The 15,801-nt window shown below is 68.7% G+C and carries 15 protein-coding genes; 11 read left to right on the top strand and 4 right to left on the bottom strand.

What is annotated here, in order from left to right:
• Positions 1–67: 67 nt before the first annotated feature.
• Positions 68–1,201, bottom strand: coding sequence for a polyprenyl synthetase family protein (locus ABD893_RS12495; RefSeq protein ID WP_345080546.1), 1,134 nt, complete (start codon positions 1,199–1,201; stop codon positions 68–70).
• Positions 1,202–1,348: 147 nt separating this feature from the next.
• Here ABD893_RS12495 and ABD893_RS12490 point away from each other — a divergent pair, with 147 nt between their 5' ends.
• The 5 genes from ABD893_RS12490 to ABD893_RS12470 all read left to right on the top strand — a co-directional run bounded on the left by ABD893_RS12490 (position 1,349) and on the right by ABD893_RS12470 (position 6,432).
• Complete coding sequence (locus ABD893_RS12490) at positions 1,349–2,524, top strand: hypothetical protein (RefSeq protein WP_345080543.1); 1,176 nt, start codon at positions 1,349–1,351, stop codon at positions 2,522–2,524.
• Positions 2,525–2,577: 53 nt separating this feature from the next.
• The gene (metX, locus tag ABD893_RS12485; RefSeq protein ID WP_345080540.1) at positions 2,578–3,780 is read left to right on the top strand and encodes a homoserine O-acetyltransferase MetX; all 1,203 of its coding nucleotides are present in this window, start codon (positions 2,578–2,580) and stop codon (positions 3,778–3,780) included.
• A gap of 55 nt (positions 3,781–3,835) precedes the next feature.
• Complete coding sequence (locus ABD893_RS12480) at positions 3,836–4,261, top strand: universal stress protein (protein ID WP_345080537.1); 426 nt, start codon at positions 3,836–3,838, stop codon at positions 4,259–4,261.
• 75 nt (positions 4,262–4,336) lie between these two features.
• Entirely contained in the window at positions 4,337–5,731 is a 1,395-nt protein-coding gene (locus ABD893_RS12475) for an RNA polymerase sigma factor (RefSeq protein WP_345080802.1), read from the top strand.
• 152 nt (positions 5,732–5,883) lie between these two features.
• Positions 5,884–6,432 (top strand): GNAT family N-acetyltransferase, encoded by a 549-nt coding sequence (locus ABD893_RS12470; RefSeq protein WP_345080534.1) that lies wholly within the window; start codon positions 5,884–5,886, stop codon positions 6,430–6,432.
• A 164-nt stretch (positions 6,433–6,596) separates the two neighbouring features.
• Here ABD893_RS12470 and ABD893_RS12465 read toward each other — a convergent pair whose 3' ends face one another.
• Entirely contained in the window at positions 6,597–6,815 is a 219-nt protein-coding gene (locus ABD893_RS12465) for a DUF7455 domain-containing protein (RefSeq protein ID WP_345080531.1), read from the bottom strand.
• A gap of 178 nt (positions 6,816–6,993) precedes the next feature.
• Here ABD893_RS12465 and ABD893_RS12460 point away from each other — a divergent pair, with 178 nt between their 5' ends.
• The 6 genes from ABD893_RS12460 to ABD893_RS12435 are packed head-to-tail and all read left to right on the top strand — an operon-like array spanning position 6,994 to position 14,044.
• Entirely contained in the window at positions 6,994–9,111 is a 2,118-nt protein-coding gene (locus tag ABD893_RS12460) for a DNA gyrase/topoisomerase IV subunit B (RefSeq protein ID WP_345080527.1), read from the top strand.
• The gene (hisF, locus tag ABD893_RS12455) at positions 9,108–9,893 is read left to right on the top strand and encodes an imidazole glycerol phosphate synthase subunit HisF (protein WP_345080524.1); all 786 of its coding nucleotides are present in this window, start codon (positions 9,108–9,110) and stop codon (positions 9,891–9,893) included. Before ABD893_RS12460 ends, hisF begins: the two co-directional genes overlap by 4 nt.
• Positions 9,890–10,789: a metallophosphoesterase gene (locus tag ABD893_RS12450; protein WP_345080521.1), complete on the top strand. Its 900-nt coding sequence runs from the start codon at positions 9,890–9,892 to the stop codon at positions 10,787–10,789. The genes hisF and ABD893_RS12450 overlap by 4 nt, the downstream gene beginning before the upstream one ends.
• 54 nt (positions 10,790–10,843) lie before the next feature.
• Positions 10,844–11,407 carry a PadR family transcriptional regulator gene (locus ABD893_RS12445; protein WP_345080518.1) on the top strand — a complete coding sequence of 188 codons (564 nt, stop codon included), beginning with the start codon at positions 10,844–10,846 and terminating at the stop codon, positions 11,405–11,407.
• The gene (locus ABD893_RS12440) at positions 11,404–12,114 is read left to right on the top strand and encodes an ABC transporter ATP-binding protein (protein ID WP_345080515.1); all 711 of its coding nucleotides are present in this window, start codon (positions 11,404–11,406) and stop codon (positions 12,112–12,114) included. The genes ABD893_RS12445 and ABD893_RS12440 overlap by 4 nt, the downstream gene beginning before the upstream one ends.
• Before the next feature lies 1 nt (position 12,115).
• Positions 12,116–14,044, top strand: coding sequence for an ABC transporter permease family protein (locus tag ABD893_RS12435; protein ID WP_345080512.1), 1,929 nt, complete (start codon positions 12,116–12,118; stop codon positions 14,042–14,044).
• A gap of 111 nt (positions 14,045–14,155) precedes the next feature.
• Here the strand turns inward: ABD893_RS12435 and ABD893_RS12430 are convergent, their stop codons facing one another.
• Positions 14,156–14,464, bottom strand: a complete 309-nt coding sequence (locus tag ABD893_RS12430) for a hypothetical protein (protein WP_345080509.1) — start codon at positions 14,462–14,464, stop codon at positions 14,156–14,158.
• 458 nt (positions 14,465–14,922) lie between these two features.
• Positions 14,923–15,801 carry a D-hexose-6-phosphate mutarotase gene (locus tag ABD893_RS12425; RefSeq protein WP_345080507.1) on the bottom strand — a complete coding sequence of 293 codons (879 nt, stop codon included), beginning with the start codon at positions 15,799–15,801 and terminating at the stop codon, positions 14,923–14,925.

Genomic DNA, 15,801 nt, shown 5'->3' with positions numbered 1-15,801 from the left:
CTGACCGGGCCCCCACGCATCGGGGACCTTGCGTCTCGAAGGTCCTGAATCTCGAAGATCCTGCGGTTCAGGCGGGCAGCGAGTCCACATCGGTGGCGAGCTCAGCGAGAGCCTCGAGGCCCGCTCGGCCCAGCTCTCCCAGCTCTGCGGTGCCCTCGAGCAGTGCACGGCCTCGCGCCGCCCGTCGACGCACCTCCTGCGTCACCGAGCTGACAGCACCGGTGGACACCATCAGCGCGTGGACGGCGCCGATCTGCGACTCGTCCGATCCTGCGTCGCCGACGACCTCGTCCAGCAGTGCCCGGCCGCGAGCATCAGCGGCCTCCCACGTGCGCGCCAGCAGTACCGTGCGCTTGCCCTCGACGATGTCCCCGCCGATCGGCTTGCCGGTCTCATCCTGGTCTCCGACCACGCTGAGCAGGTCGTCGCGCAGCTGGAAAGCTGTGCCCACCTCGATCGCCCAGGCGGAGAGGGCATCCAGCGACTGATCCGGAGCCCCGGCCAGAGCAGCGCCGATCCGTACCGGCCGCAGCACCGTGTACGGCACCGTCTTCCACCGGATCACGGAGAGCGCGGCCAACTCTGCATCCGGAGCCGAGGCGAACCCGCCCGCTTGATGGAGGATGTCGAGATATTGGCCGGACATCACCTCGGTACGCAGGGCATCGAACTCGCGACGGGCACGGTCCACCAGTGAAGGGTCTCCGTGGACCCCGTTCGCCATCTGCTCGGACCAGCTCAGTGCGAGATCGCCGAGCACGATCGCGATCGCGATCCCGTACTCCTCCGGATCACCGGCGAGACCGGCGCGTCGATGCTCCTGCTCGGCCTGCATATGCAGGGCAGGACGGCCACGCCTCATCGGTGAGTGGTCGATGACGTCGTCATGCATCAGCGCCGCTGCCTGGAGCAGCTCGATCGCGGCGCCGAGGCGAGCCAGAGCTTCCACCTCGGCGGGCTGAGGCTCCCGGCCCAGCGCCGCCACGCCTCCCCAGAAGCAGAAGCGAGGGCGCAGCAGCTTCCCGCCCTCAAGATAGCTGGCGAGGGAATCGATCAGCCCGGCCGCTTCCGGTGAGATCTCCTCGAGGTGCCGCCGATGCCCCGTCAGCGCGGTGCGGGTGAGGTCGGCGACCTGCTCCACCAGCAGCTCGTCGAGCGTGTGCAGGCGATCTTCGAGCGGCGGTGTGGGGGAGGAGGGCATCGGAAGCTTCCTTTCTGGCGGGCGTGCCGATCTTCCCACGCCCAGCTGTGCGACTGGTCCGACGGACGGTTCCTCCACAGGTGCTGACCATCCCCAGAAGGCGAGGTGAGGGCCCGCAGGGTCGCCAGATCGGTGAGGGTCTGAGGCATGACGACACACATCACTCCCGCCGATCACGGCCGCCACCTCATCGATGTCCATGACCCCGCCGAGCTGCTCGCGGAGGCCAGGTTGTGCCTGCGCGAGCCGCCTACGGATTCCCTGATCCTCGCCGGGTCCGGAGGGGCCAGCTCCCCGCCGATGATCACGCGGTCCGCGCTGGCAGACCTGCTGGGACCAGGAGGTGGCGAGAACCTCGGGCGCCACTTGTCGCTGATGAGAGATCGGGGCAGCTCCTTCGTCCATGCTCTGATCGTCCTCGGAGACGGCTACCAGGAGCTGTGGGAGCCAGTGATCCACGAGGTCATGCACCGCGCAGGGCAGCTCCTGCACGCTGCCGCCCTCGCCGTGGAGTCCCAGTCCTCCGCGGAGTCCACGTTCCAGCTCCTGTTCATCCACGGCGCAGCGAGTTCGACGAGCTGGGAGCTGGGCAGAGATCCACAGGGCGGAGCAGCACGGGACGTCGCCCTGACTGCCACCGGGCCGCTGCGCCAGTTCTCCGACACCCGAGCCGCGGCATCAGCCGTCCTCACCGGCCGCCCCATCCCCCGCCACGAGTCCGCGGACCCGCTGCTGGAGCAGATCGGTCAAGGCCTCCGACTACCTGCGCTCGACGTCACCTCTGCGGAGGACCCCGGCAGACTCTTCACCGTGGCGCTCTCGGCGTTGGAGAAACTCGGTGGCAGTGCCTCAAGTCTCTCCCCGGCAGAGCAGATGACGGAATATGAACACATCGCGTCGCTGCTGTCCGCAGTCGCCGTCGACCGGCTCCACTGGGAGCTGCTGGCCCAGCTCGTCGAGCACGGTGGAACGCGCACCATCGAGCGCGAAACGCTTCTGCAGACGCTGGTCAACGATCGGCAGTGGCAGCCCCATGAGGACATCTGCGCAGGTGGCAGATCGTATGGAGGGCTCGAGAAGCTGCGGCGTGTAGCGGCGGTGACCATGGCGACCGCCCTGCCGGCGGAACGCCGCATCGCACGTTCCGCATGGCGAGCCCTGACGGCACTGCTGGTGCTGCTGGCATGGTGGAACCACCGCTTCGCCACCGCGGGTGGTCTCGTCGACGAGCTCCGGGAGCAGGAGCCGGAGTCGACTCTGGCACCCTTGCTCTCACGGATGACCGATACACCGATCTTCCCTGCCTGGTGGCCCAGCACCTGAACCAAGCCACCACCACACCGTGGGCGGGGGAGGCCACCGAAGGAGCAGCACCGATGACCGTCCTCGGAGAGCACAGACATGTCGATGCGGGCATCCCTTCGCACGACACTGCCCCGCTCGCGCCGTCTGCTGCCACCGCATCCACCCCGTCTGGTGCCTGGCGCCCTGAGAGCGGAGCTGGCGATCGGCAGTTCGCCGAGATCGGTCCGCTCCTCCTGGAGAGTGGAGAGGTGCTCGACGCCGTCACCATCGCCTTCGAGACCTGGGGTGAGCTGAACCAGGACCGCAGCAACGCCGTGCTGGTGCTTCATGCTCTGACGGGTGATTCCCACGTGCGGGGCCCCGCTGGTGGGGGACATCCCAGCCCCGGCTGGTGGGAGGAGATGGTGGGCCCCGGCCGACCGATCGACACCGACCGCTTCCATGTCATCGCACCGAACGTGCTCGGAGGGTGCCAGGGCACCACCGGACCCAGCTCACCGGGCGGGGACGGTCGTCCCTACGGCTCGCGCTTCCCCGCCATCACCACCCGTGACCAGGTCGCTGCGGAACGGCGACTGCGGGACCTGCTCGGCATCGAGCGCTGGGTGCTCGTGATCGGAGGCTCGATGGGAGGCATGCGCGCGATCGAATGGGGTGTCGCCCATCCCGAGGAGGTGGAGCGGCTCTGCATCATCGCCTCCTCTGCCAGGGCGACTGCGGATCAGATCGCCTGGAACGACGCTCAGATCGCCTCCATCCAGCTGGACCCGGAGTATCAGGGAGGGGACTACTACGACGACGGCAGCGGGCAAGGGCCGAAGAGCGGCCTGGGCATCGCCCGGCGGATCGCGCACACCACCTACCGCACCGCTGCAGAGCTCGAGAGCCGTTTCGGCAACCAGGCCCAGGGCAGGGAGAACCCCTTTGATGGGCAGGGCAGGCATCAGGTGACCAGCTATCTCGATCACCATGCTGACAAGCTCACGCGCAGGTTCGACGCGAACTCCTACATCACGCTCGCCCGGACGATGAGCACCCATGACGTGGGCCGAGGTCGCGGAGGCGTGGTCCAGGCCCTGGGCCGGGTCAGTGCCCGCACCCTGGTGGTCGCGATCGATTCCGACCGCCTCTTCCCGCCGTCCCTGGTGGAGGAGATCGCTGAGCACGTTCCTTGGGCGCAGTGGCAGGTGGCGGCATCACCAGTCGGGCATGATGCTTTCCTGCTCACCCATCCGGGACTTGAAGAGTGGATCGGTACCCTGATCGGCGACTAAGCTGGGTCAGCCGGTGCGACAGCACCGTTGCACCGTCGCAGGGAGGAGCCGTCGCATGAGCATCGTCGTGGGGTACTCCCCGTCGGGTCAGGGGCGGGCCGCTCTGAGAGCCGCCCTTCGCTACGGAAAGCGCACGGGGGAGGGGCTGGTCATCGCCTCGCACCTCTATCACGACGCTGAGCGCGGGATGACCGCCGCCACCGAGGATGAGGTGCGTGACGAGTTGCGCGCAGTTGGAGCCGAACAGGCAGACGTCACCGTGCGCAGCAGCCTCGAGAGCGACATCGGGGAGTTCCTCCTCTCGGTCGTGGACGAGGTGACGGCGAGCCTCGTGGTGATCGGGCTGCGTCGGAAGCCGCCCATCGGGAAGCTGAATCTGGGCGCCTCTGCGCGCCGGGTCGTGCTCGGCGCGGCCTGCCCGGTGCTCGCCGTCAAGGACGGCCACCACGCGAGTGGGGTCGGCGGCGTCACAGGCTCCTGAGCGGGTGGGAATAAACCACAGCGGGCGGCGTTATACTCAACAGGCTTGACGGCACCGTGCCTTCGTGCGCCGTGAATCCGGTATCTACCGGGGACATGGCACGGAGCGGAGACCGCGAGCCGCGCCGAGAAGACCGATCGCCCGAGTGTGGCGGACCGCCCATGCCGGGCCGCCGCCGGAAGAAGGAACTCTGTGACCTCCTCCAGTACTGCTGAGACCGCCTCCAAGGCGAAGCGCTCGACGAGCGCCGCGGCCACGAAGGCTGCGGAGAGCTCCGAGGCCGTCGAGACCGACGCCGTCGAGACCGCTGCCACCGCCGCACCGAAGACCCCTGTCAAGAAGGCTCCTGTTCGCAAGACAGCCGCCCGCAAGCCCGCTGCCAAGAAGGCTGCAGCGCCCAAGTCCGCCGAGGTCGACTCCGAACCCGAAGAGGAGTCGGAGGAGAGCGAGGCGAAGAAGGCCAAGTCCGCGAGCGATTCGAAGGTTGAGGAGTCGGGCGGCTTCATCTTCAACGCCTCTGAGGACGATGCTCCTGCCCAGCAGGTCGTCACCGCTGGCGCCACCGCCGATCCGGTCAAGGATTACCTCAAGCAGATCGGCAAGGTCGCGCTGCTGAATGCCGCGCAGGAGGTCGAGCTGGCCGAGCGCATCGAGGCCGGCCTCTACGCCGAGCAGAAGATCAAGGGCGATGAGTCGGTCACGAAGACCAAGGCCGGTCGCGAGCTGGCGATCATCTCCCAGGACGGTCGCGCCGCCAAGGATCACCTGCTCGAGGCCAACCTGCGCCTCGTGGTCTCCCTGGCCAAGCGCTACACCGGTCGCGGGATGCTGTTCCTGGACCTGATCCAGGAGGGCAACCTCGGCCTGATCCGTGCTGTCGAGAAGTTCGACTACGCCAAGGGCTACAAGTTCTCCACCTACGCCACCTGGTGGATCCGTCAGGCCATCACCCGCGCCATGGCGGACCAGGCCCGCACCATCCGCATTCCTGTGCACATGGTCGAGGTCATCAACAAGCTCGCCCGCGTCCAGCGGCAGATGCTGCAGGATCTCGGCCGCGAGCCCACTCCTGAAGAGCTCGCCAAGGAGCTCGACATGACCCCGGAGAAGGTTGTCGAGGTCCAGAAGTACGGCCGCGAGCCGATCTCCCTGCACACCCCGCTCGGCGAGGACGGCGACAGCGAGTTCGGCGACCTGATCGAGGATTCCGAAGCGGTGGTCCCGGCCGATGCGGTGAGCTTCACCCTCCTCCAGGAGCAGCTCCACTCAGTGCTGGACACCCTCTCCGAGCGGGAGGCCGGCGTGGTCTCGATGCGCTTCGGGCTCGAGGACGGTCAGCCCAAGACTCTCGATGAGATCGGCAAGGTCTATGGCGTGACCCGTGAACGGATCCGTCAGATCGAGTCCAAGACCATGTCGAAGCTGCGTCACCCCTCGCGCTCGCAGGTGCTGCGGGACTACCTCGACTGATCACGTGCAGTGAGGTCGGGCCCGGATCCACTGGATCCGGGCCCGTTCTCCGTCCGTCGGCAGGCGGACGGTGAAGGACAGCAGGCGCGGAGGCTCCGACGCCCGCGAGCAATGATGACCACGAAGAAGAATCCGGGAGGCGGCGCACCGGCATGAGGACCACCACGGGGACAGTCCCTACTGTCGTGTCGCGGGTCCATCAGGTCTCCGGCGAGGACTGGGTCAGCCACCGGGAGCTGCGACTCGACATGCTCGCTGCAGACCCTGACGCGTTCTGGGCGGACCCGGCCGAGGCTCGACGCCGCGACGAGCAGCAATGGCGCGCCGAGATCGCTGGACCTCGCATCCATCTCCAGGCCCGGAGCGCAAGCGAGGTGCTCGGAGGGATCGCATTGCTTCCTGCCGGCTATACCCCCGAGCATCCGATCCCTGCAGACCGTGCCCACATCGTCTCGCTCTGGATCCGTCCCGCTGCCCGGGGCACGGGGGTCTCCCGTGTCCTCCTCGCGGCGCTCGCCCGCCTCTCCCTGGAGCTCGGGCGGCCGGACCTGCGATTGGATGTCGACGACACCAATGTGCCTGCGCAGCGTCTCTATGAGCGTCTCGGCTTCACCGCCACCGGGAACCGGGAGCCCCGGGAAGGCCGTGGCACCAGCTGGGTCGAGTACGCGCTCCGCGCAGAACAGCTGCTGGCCGACTGACCGAGCGCACCGCTGCCCCCCCCAGATGACATGCGGCGGAAGCAGGGCCCGCAGGGGATGCGCACCCGGAGCACGGCGCCAGAGACGAGAAGGGCGCCCACCGCAGCGGTGGGCGCCCTTCTCGTCGGACGAGTGCGATCAGGCTCGGAAGTGAGCCTCGGTGATCAGTCCTCGACCGGTTCGGGCTTGAGGTGGAGACGCTCGGTCTCGTCGATGATCTCAGCGGCGACGCTCGTGAAAGCATCCTGATGGGCGCGAGCATGATGCGCGCAGAACATCAGTTCGCCGCCGGCCTCGAGGAGTACCTTGACGTACGCCTGAGCACCGCAGCGGTCGCAGCGGTCGTGTGCCGTGAGCCGGGGGGCTTCGAGAGTGAGGTTCATGAGGTCATTTCTAGCATCCGGCGGCGGTGCGAGGGGAGTATCCACAGCCTCGGTTCGCTGGGGGCGCAACACCCTGTGAGCCCAGCCGCTCGCAGCGAGCGGTCGCACCCCGCGCTGTGAGCCGTGCGGCAGGAGGCAATACCCGGATCTGGTCGCGCGGACCCGTAGGATCTGGGGGGTGTCCACCCCCAGTGCAGCAAAGAAGTCCGCATATGACGCCCGCAACCTCCAGGTCCTCGAAGGGCTTGAGGCCGTGCGCAAGCGTCCCGGCATGTACATCGGCTCCACCGACTCCCGGGGCCTCATGCATTGCCTCTGGGAGATCCTCGACAACTCCGTCGACGAGGCGCTCGGCGGGCACGGTGACGCGATCGAGGTGATCCTCCACGCCGATCACTCCGTCGAGGTGCGCGACACCGGCCGCGGCGTCCCGGTGGATGTCGAGCCCCGTACCGGCCTGACCGGCGTCGAGGTGGTCTACACCAAGCTCCACGCCGGAGGAAAGTTCGGCGGCGGCTCCTACGCCGCCTCGGGCGGCCTGCACGGCGTCGGCGCGAGCGTCGTGAACGCCCTGTCCGGACGCCTCGACGTCGAGGTCGACCGCGGAAGCAAGACCTATGCGATGAGCTTCCAGCGCGGCCAGCCCGGCATCTTCGACGATGCCGACGGTCCGGACCCGGACTCGACGTTCACCCCGGCAACAGGGCCTGACGCACTGCGGATGATCGGGAAGGCCAAGCGCGGCGTGACCGGCACCCGCGTGCGCTACTGGGCCGATCCGCAGATCTTCGTCAAGGGGTCCCACTTCTCGCTGGATGACCTCACCCGCCGCTCCCGGCAGACTGCCTTCCTGGTCCCGGGCCTGAAGATCTCGGTCAGCGACCTCCGTCCCGAGGCCTCGCCCGATCAGCCGACCACCCGCGTGTACAAGTACGACGGCGGGATCAGCGAATTCGTCGAGTACCTCGCCCAGGATCAGCGGATCACCGACGTGATCCGGCTGCAGGGCACGGGGGAGTACACCGAGACAGTTCCGGTGCTCGATGCGAACGGCCATATGGTCTCCACCGATGTCGAGCGCAGCTGTGAGGTTGATATCGCGCTGCGATGGGGATCCGATTTCGACTCCACCCTGCGCTCCTTCGTGAACATCGTCGCCACCCCCAAGGGCGGCACCCACGTCACCGGCTTCGAGCAGGCGATGGTCAAGACCGTGCGCAAGCAGGTCGAGAACCAGGCGCGCCGGGTCAAGTTCAACTCCAAGAACGAGAAGATCGAGAAGGACGACACCCTCGCCGGGCTCACCGCAGTGGTCAGCGTGAGGATCGACGAGCCGCAGTTCGAGGGCCAGACCAAGGAGGTGCTCGGCACCCCGGCGATCCGCGCGATCGTTGCGAAGGTCGTCGAGGACCGGCTGACCGAGTTCCTCAGCTCCAACAAGAAGGGGGAGAAGGAACAGGCCGCCCTGGTCATCGACAAGGTGGTCTCGGAGATGCGCGCCCGCATCGCTGCGCGCATGCACAAGGAGGTCTCACGCCGCAAGAATGCGCTGGAGTCCTCCACGATGCCCACCAAGCTCGCGGACTGCCGCACTCATGACGTGGAGCGCTCCGAGCTGTTCATCGTCGAGGGGGACAGCGCGCTCGGCACCGCGAAGAACGCCCGCTCCTCGGAGTTCCAGGCCCTGCTGCCGATCCGTGGCAAGATCCTGAACGTCCAGAAGGCGTCCATCACGGACATGCTGAAGAACACCGAGTGCGCCGCAATCATCCAGGTGATAGGTGCCGGCTCGGGCCGCACCTTCGATCTGGATGCCGCCCGCTACGGCAAGATCATCATGATGACCGACGCCGACGTCGACGGCGCGCATATCCGCACCCTGCTGCTGACGCTCTTCCACCGCTATATGCGGCCGCTGGTCGATGCTGGGCGGGTCTATGCCGCGGTGCCGCCGCTGCATCGGGTGGAGATCATCCACGGGGGCAAGAAGAAGAACGAGATGGTCTACACCTACTCCGAGGCAGAGCTGCAGAAGCTGCTGAAGAACCTCGAGCGTCGCGGTAAGAAGTACAAGGAGCCGATCCAGCGCTACAAGGGCCTGGGGGAGATGGACGCCGACCAGCTGGCGGACACCACCATGGATCCCGGCCACCGCACCCTGCGCCGGGTGCGGATCGAGGACGTCGAGGCCGCCAGCGCCGTGTTCGAGCTGCTGATGGGCTCCGACGTCGCTCCGCGCAAGCAGTTCATCATCGAGGGAGCCGAAGAGCTCGACATGGAGAGGATCGACGCATGAGTGTCGCCGTGAGAGTCATTCCCTGCCTGGACGTCGATGCGGGCCGCGTCGTCAAGGGCGTCAACTTCAAGGACCTGCGCGACGCGGGGGACCCGGTCGAGCTGGCCGCACGCTACGGCGCCGAGGGCGCCGATGAGCTGACCTTCCTCGACGTCACCGCGTCCTCGGGCGGCCGGGACACCATGATCGATGTGGTGCGCCGCACCGCCGAGCAGATCTTCATCCCGCTGACCGTCGGCGGTGGGGTCCGCTCGGTCGACGATGTGGACCAGCTGCTGCGGGCCGGGGCCGACAAGTGCGGCGTCAACACCGCAGCGATCGCCCGCCCCGAGGTGATCTCCGAGATCTCCCGGCGCTTCGGCAACCAGGTGCTGGTGCTCTCGATCGACGCCCGCCGGGTCACCGAGGAGACCCCCGAGGGCACTGCACGCTCCGGCTCCGGCTTCGAGGTCACCACCCACGGTGGTCGCCGCGGCACCGGCATCGATGCGATCGCCTGGATCCGCGAGGTGACCGAACGGGGGGCCGGGGAGATCCTGCTGAACTCGATGGATGCCGACGGCACCAAGCAGGGCTTCGACCTCGAGCTGATCACGCTCGCCCGGGAGGCGACCACGCTGCCGCTGATCGCCTCCGGCGGTGCCGGGACGCCCGAGGACTTCGCGCCGGCCGTTCACGCGGGCGCCGACGCGGTGCTGGCCGCGAGCGTCTTCCATTTCCAGCAGATGACGATCTCGGAGGCGAAGGCCGCGATGGCGGCCGACGGGATCATCGTGCGGTGAGCGCACCGCTCTCGGTCGCGGACCGAGCAGCCAGCACCACCCACCCTCCACGGCAGCGCCTCGCCGTCATCGCTCTGGTGCTTCTCCTGCTGCTTCTCGCCACCGGCGGCTGGCTGCTGTGGGACAACCGCCGGCTCGATGTCACCACCTATGACGTGGTCCTCGACGAACTGCCAGCAGCGGCGGACGGGCTTCGCATCGCTCAGATCTCCGATCTGCATGCCGCACAGTTCGGCACCTTCCAGGATCGGGTGGTCACCGCGACCACGGCCGCAGAGCCGGATCTGATCGCGCTCACCGGCGACCTCATCGACTACCGCACCACGCAGCTGGACGGCGTGCTCGCGATGACCGAGCGACTGCAGGCGATCGCACCCACGTACTTCGTGCTCGGCAACCATGAGGCGGACTCACCCCTCATGGACGAGCTGATCAGGGGACTCGAGGCTCGCGGCATCACGGTGCTGCGGAATGAGGCTGTCGAGGCGCAGATCGCCGGGGTCGAGCTGAGCGTGGTCGGTCTTGATGACCCGCGGGTGCGGGCCGCGGCAGGGGAGAGCCCGCAGGAGGCGACGGCGGTGCTCGCCGGACTCGGCCTGCCGGAGGATGGCACCACTGTGCTGCTCGCGCATCGTCCGGAGCAGCTGGACAGCTATACCGGTACCGGGGCTGACCTGGTGCTCTCCGGGCACGCCCACGGCGGGCAGGTGCGCATTCCCGGAGTGGGTGGGCTCTACGCCCCGCATCAGGGCCTGTTCCCCGCGCTCACCGAGGGCGTGCATGAGCGGCAGGGCACCACCATGGTGATCAGCCGGGGGCTCGGGAACAGCATCGCCGGGGTGCGGGTCAACAACCCGCGTGAGCTCGTGATCGTGGAGATGCGCAGCGGGATGTGAGCCGCCTTCTACTGGCTATACGCAGTGTGTATACGCAGTGTGTATAGTCCTCGCATGAGCACCGCACACGCCCTGCTGGGACTGCTTGATCGGTCGCCAGCCTATGGGTACTCCCTCAAGCATGACTACGACCAGCTCCTCGCACCGGAGCGGCCGCTGGCCTTCGGGCAGGTCTATTCCTCGCTCGCCCGCTTCGAGCGCCAGGGATGGGCAGAGATCCTCACCGTCGAGACCGGCTCCGGGCCCGAGCGCAAGCTCTACGGCATCACGGCCGACGGGGTCGCCGAGCTGGATGCCTGGGTCTCCACGCCGCAGGTCACCGGCTCCTTCTCAGCCTCCACCCTGTTCGTGCGGATCTCGATCGCCCTGCTTTCCGGGCGGGACGCCCAGGAGGTCCTCACCGTCCAGCGAGCGAGCCACATGGTGCGCATGCGCGAGCTGACCGCACGCCGTCGCGGCGCCGAGCCCTCGCTGCTGCTCCAGCTGGACTACGAGCTCACCCACCTCGACGCCGATCTGCGCTGGATCCAGGAAGCCGGTCAGCGGCTCGATGCGCTGCGCGTGCAATGGCAGGAGACGACCGGAACGCGGCCCGACGAGACCGGGGCGCAGCGATGACCGCCCATTCCGAGAGTCGTGAACGCGCTGCGACCGCTGCCGGAGCTGCGACGGTCGTCGAGCTGAGCGGGGTACGGGTCTCCTACGGTCAGGATCCCGCGCTGCGTGGCATCGACCTGCAGATCGCCGCAGGGGAGCAGGTCGCCGTGATGGGGCCGTCCGGATGCGGGAAGTCCACTCTTCTGCATGTGCTCGCCGGCGTGCTGGATGCCCGGGAGGGCACCCTCCGGGTGCTCGGCGAGGACCTCGGAGCGATGCGGGAGAAAGATCGAGCCCAGCTCCGGCTGGCCCGGATGGGCATGGTGTTCCAGTTCGGTGACCTGATCGGCGAACTCACTCTGCGCGAGAATCTCGCCCTCCCGCTCCAGCTCCTCGGCGGCAGGCCGGCACGGATCCGGGCAGAAGTCGACGCGATGCTCGACCGTCTCGGGCTCGGCGAGGTCGCAGGCCGTCGCGCCGCCCAGGTCTCCGGTGGACAGGCGCAGCGCGCCGCCGTCGGCCGCGCACTGATACACCAGCCCGCCCTGCTGCTGGCCGACGAACCCACCGGCGCGCTGGACACAGTCGCCGCCGACACCGTGATGGACGCCCTGATGGACACCGTGACGGAGCAGGGCACGACCCTCGTGGTCGTCACCCACGACAACCGCGTCGCCGCACACCTGAACCGCCTGGTGAGCATGCGCGACGGGGAGCTCGTGGGCTGAGATGCGCTCCTCCCTCCGCCTCGGGCTCACCCTCGCACTGCGCGCCACCGACCAAGGCCGCTTCCGCACGCTCAGCGCACTGCTCGTGTCCCTGTTCGGCTGCGCGCTCCTGGTCGTGGTGCTGGCCCTGCTGGATGCTGCCAGGCCCCGCAGCCTCGCACCCGGGATCGCGATGTCGGAGGTGGTCGGGATGATCCTGCCCGGGATCGTGGCCCTCGCGATCGGTCTGCCCGTGCTGGCCGCCGCCGCCGCGACCGGCCGCATGTCCGAGCAGGACCGCTCCCGGCGCACGGCCCGATTGCACCTGCTCGGGATGCGCGGCCGCGATCGGGTACTGGTGGGCATCGGCGAAAGCCTCCCTCCCGCTCTCGTCGGTGCAGCTGTCGGTCTCACGGTGAGTTCTCTGCTGGTGCCGTGGGCCGGAGGGGCACTGCTGGGCATGACCCCGGCGCCGAGCGTTGTGCCGGGATCTCTCGTGGTGGCCCTCGCCGTGCCGCTGGGTCTGGCCGCCGGGGCCGCGATGCCCTCACGTCGCTCCCAGAACGAGACTCTGGAGCAGGCTCGCGGAGAGGTGGACCGACGTCCCGGTCTCTGGCGGGCAGCGATCCTGGTGCTGGGTCTGGTGATGCTGGTGCTCAGCTGGAGTGTGCAAGGGCTCTCGAACCCCGTGCTGGTCGTTCTGTTCCTCGGCGGTGCCGGCCTGGCCGCACTGGGCAGCATCCTGCTGCCGGCCCTGCTGGTGCGGCGCAGCGCCGACCTGCTCGTCCGGGTCGGATCCCCGGTGACCGTCGTGGCGGGACGGCGCCTGCAGTCTCAGCCCGCAGTGCTCGGCAGGGTGCTCGGCGCCCTGGTGATCGGCGTGGTGGTGACGACGGCAGGGCAGGGACTGATCAGCGTCTTGGCCGCTACCCCGGTGTATCAGGCCGGGCGCCACTACCGAGACGTCGAAGCTGCCGCCGAGGCATGGCTCCCGGATCGGGCGGCCGTCGCAGATCTGGAGCGTGCCCTCGAGCAGGTCGGTGGAGCTCGCGAGGTGGCATTCTCCACGCGCGGGTACGTCGTCGCCCCGGGGAGCACCCCGCAGGAGCACGCCCTGGGTGCGATGGTGACCACCTGCGAGGAGCTCCGCGTCCTCCGACCGGAGGTGGAGGGCTGCCGGAATGATCGTGCGGCCTGGATCCCAGCTGCGGCTGGGTTCGAGGAGAGGGTACCGCTCCAGGGAATCGTGGATCTGTTCAGCACCGACTTCGACGAGAGCAGCGGCGGGTTCGGAGATCCCGTGCTGCAGCTCGAGGTCTCCGAGGATGATCTCTCTCGAGTGCCAGTCCCTTCCTGGCAGGACACGGATCCGGCACCCACCCTGTTCATTCCGCGGGCACTGGTCACCGAAGAGCAGTTCTGGCAGTTCGGCGACGTGAGCGCGAGGGTGAATGCTGGCCCGCGCCCTGACTTTCCGGCGGAGCTGCAGGCGGCGGGAATCGACGCCCATATCGGCTGGACGGCGGAGGACTTCGCGCCCTATCAGGCGACCATCGACACCATCCGCCTGCTGAACCTCGTGGTGCTGGCCGTCGGGCTGGGCGCCTTCCTGCTCGGCATGGCTGATCTGGCGATGGGGCGCAGGCAGGAGCATGCCCGGCTGCGCCTGCTCGGCACCCCTGTGGGGGTGCTGCGCCGTGCGCACTGGCTCGAGGTGGCGCTGCCGCTGGTGGTCGGTGGGGGAGCGGCGCTCGGGATCGGGCATCTGGTCGCCGTCGCCTTCGTCGATACCGGTAACCGCGGTATGGAACCGGGCATGGTGACGCACCTCGGCGCGGAGAGCCTCACCGGACCGGTTCTCGCCGTGGCGGGCGGCGCGGTGGTGATCGCGCTGCTGACCTCGATCGGCATCGGTGCTCCCCTGCGACCGGACCACATCCGCCGGGCCTGACGTGCGCACCGCCGCGCGTCTGCTGTACTCCGGACGCGACACGGCCCGTCCGAACGGATTCGGACGGGCCGTGGGTGGGGGCGAGCGCTCGCATCAGAGACGCCGCCGTGCTCACCGCAGGTGCGAGAGGCCGGTGCCGAGCAGTGCGCGCTGCACGAGCAGCTCGTGCTCATGACGCGCCTGCTGGGCGGCCTGCTGCCGACGGGCCTCGCGCACCGCTCGTCGGCGGGCGAGGAAACCCTTCAGCAGGGTGTCGACGGCGTCCTCGTCGGCGACCTGCTCGAGCCGACGCAGGCTGGTGTCGGCGCGGGACGATTCGCGGCGGGTGAGGGTGTCGATGGGGCTGGTGGTGTTCTCCGATGTGTCGGTCGTGCGGATGGTGGTCGGGCTGCGGGTGTCGAGGGTGGTGTGAAGGGACATGGGGGCTCCTGACGGAGTGGCGTGTGATCGAGTCTCCTGCGCGCTGCGGACAGCTGCTGTCCTCGAAGCGCGCAGGAGAGTGCCCGCTGCTCGAGTGCGTCGGGCAGCGGGGATTCTCAGTAGTGCCGGCGGCAGGGCCGCACGGCATGGCGCGGAGCGGTGCGCTCCGTCAGCCGGCCACAGGCGCGGCGTGCCCGGCGGTGCTGCGGCCCCCACCGGCCGCTCGCTGAGCCACGGTGAGTCCGTGGGGCCGGGTGAGGGATGCGGCGAGGCCGAGCGACGACGCGGCCGGGCTGGCCGGGGTCGTGAACGGGGGCTGGTGCATCTCCATACGGAGAGTTGACCACCCTTCTCCGGTGGAGCACAACTGATTAAAAGTTCGCACGACGACGAAGACCCGGCCGCCCTCTGAGGGGCGACCGGGTCCTGGTCAGATGCTCCGCGGTGCGGAGCTGTGCTCAGCGCTCGATGCGGTAGGTGACGCCGATGGAGTGCGACTGGCCGGGCTCGAGGGCCACGTAGCCGTCCTTGGCGATGGCAGGCTCGATGCAGACGAACTCGGGCCAGGCTGTATCGGGAATATCGGCCATGCCGGTCACCAGGGTGTTCCAGGGATTCCAGACCACAGTCTTGGCGGTGCCGCGCGGTGCGGAGACGATGCGGCGGCCGGACTTCTCATCGTGGACAGTCACCACGGCGGTGGAGTCGACGACCCGGTCGGTGGCGGCGGTCAGCCGCAGCGGCCCGGCCGGGAGCACGTCGGGGGCCAGCCCGCGGGTGTTGTCGAGGAAGTCAGCGCCTTCGAGCCCGAGGATCTCGATCTCCCGCACATCGCCGACGGCGAGGTAGGTGTGCAGCGCTGCCTCGAGATCGAGCGGCCGGGGTCCGGCGGTGAGGGTGAGGTCCACCGACAGCTCGGCGCCGATGCGGAACTGGACGGACGCGGTCAGCGCCTTGACGTCCTCGGGGGTGCGGAGGGTGAGCACCACCTCGTCGCCCTCTCGCTCGGCCGAGGCGAGATCCCAGCGGAGGTTGCGCAGCCAGCCGTGCTTGACCTCCATCGCCAGGTCCCGGCCCGGTCCGAACCAGGGGCCGATCAGGGGGATGCCTCCGCGCACGGCCTCCCGCTCGCCGAAGGCGGAGTCCGGGCTCATCCAGAGCAGATCCGCCTCACCGGCGGGGACGTAGCTGGTCAGGTGCGCGCCGTCGAAGAGGAGCTCGGCCGTCGCAGCAGGGGTGTCGATCAGCAGGACGTCGACCCCGTGGGTCTGCCCGAGGCGCACACCTTCGGGAAGCGGGACGGAGGTGGTGGGGGCATCGGTGCCTGAAGAGTTCAT

Origin of the sequence: Brachybacterium paraconglomeratum (genome assembly GCF_039541415.1) — a bacterium.
In the GTDB taxonomy this organism is placed as follows: Bacteria; Actinomycetota; Actinomycetes; order Actinomycetales; family Dermabacteraceae; genus Brachybacterium; species Brachybacterium paraconglomeratum_A.
Note: the sequence above shows the minus strand (reverse complement) of the source record. Positions and strands in the feature narration are given on the sequence as shown.

Bases quoted from the DNA above. Each gene is read 5' to 3' on its own strand.
- ABD893_RS12435 (WP_345080512.1), top strand. From the start codon at position 12,116: ATGCGCTCCTCCCTCCGCCTCGGGCTCACCCTCGCACTGCGCGCCACC.
- ABD893_RS12490 (WP_345080543.1), top strand. From the start codon at position 1,349: ATGACGACACACATCACTCCCGCCGATCACGGCCGCCACCTCATCGAT.
- ABD893_RS12495 (WP_345080546.1), bottom strand. From the start codon at position 1,201: ATGCCCTCCTCCCCCACACCGCCGCTCGAAGATCGCCTGCACACGCTC.
- ABD893_RS12480 (WP_345080537.1), top strand. From the start codon at position 3,836: ATGAGCATCGTCGTGGGGTACTCCCCGTCGGGTCAGGGGCGGGCCGCT.
- ABD893_RS12470 (WP_345080534.1), top strand. From the start codon at position 5,884: ATGAGGACCACCACGGGGACAGTCCCTACTGTCGTGTCGCGGGTCCAT.
- ABD893_RS12430 (WP_345080509.1), bottom strand. From the start codon at position 14,464: ATGTCCCTTCACACCACCCTCGACACCCGCAGCCCGACCACCATCCGC.
- ABD893_RS12440 (WP_345080515.1), top strand. From the start codon at position 11,404: ATGACCGCCCATTCCGAGAGTCGTGAACGCGCTGCGACCGCTGCCGGA.
- ABD893_RS12445 (WP_345080518.1), top strand. From the start codon at position 10,844: ATGAGCACCGCACACGCCCTGCTGGGACTGCTTGATCGGTCGCCAGCC.
- ABD893_RS12425 (WP_345080507.1), bottom strand. From the start codon at position 15,801: ATGAACTCTTCAGGCACCGATGCCCCCACCACCTCCGTCCCGCTTCCC.
- metX (WP_345080540.1), top strand. From the start codon at position 2,578: ATGACCGTCCTCGGAGAGCACAGACATGTCGATGCGGGCATCCCTTCG.
- ABD893_RS12465 (WP_345080531.1), bottom strand. From the start codon at position 6,815: ATGAACCTCACTCTCGAAGCCCCCCGGCTCACGGCACACGACCGCTGC.
- hisF (WP_345080524.1), top strand. From the start codon at position 9,108: ATGAGTGTCGCCGTGAGAGTCATTCCCTGCCTGGACGTCGATGCGGGC.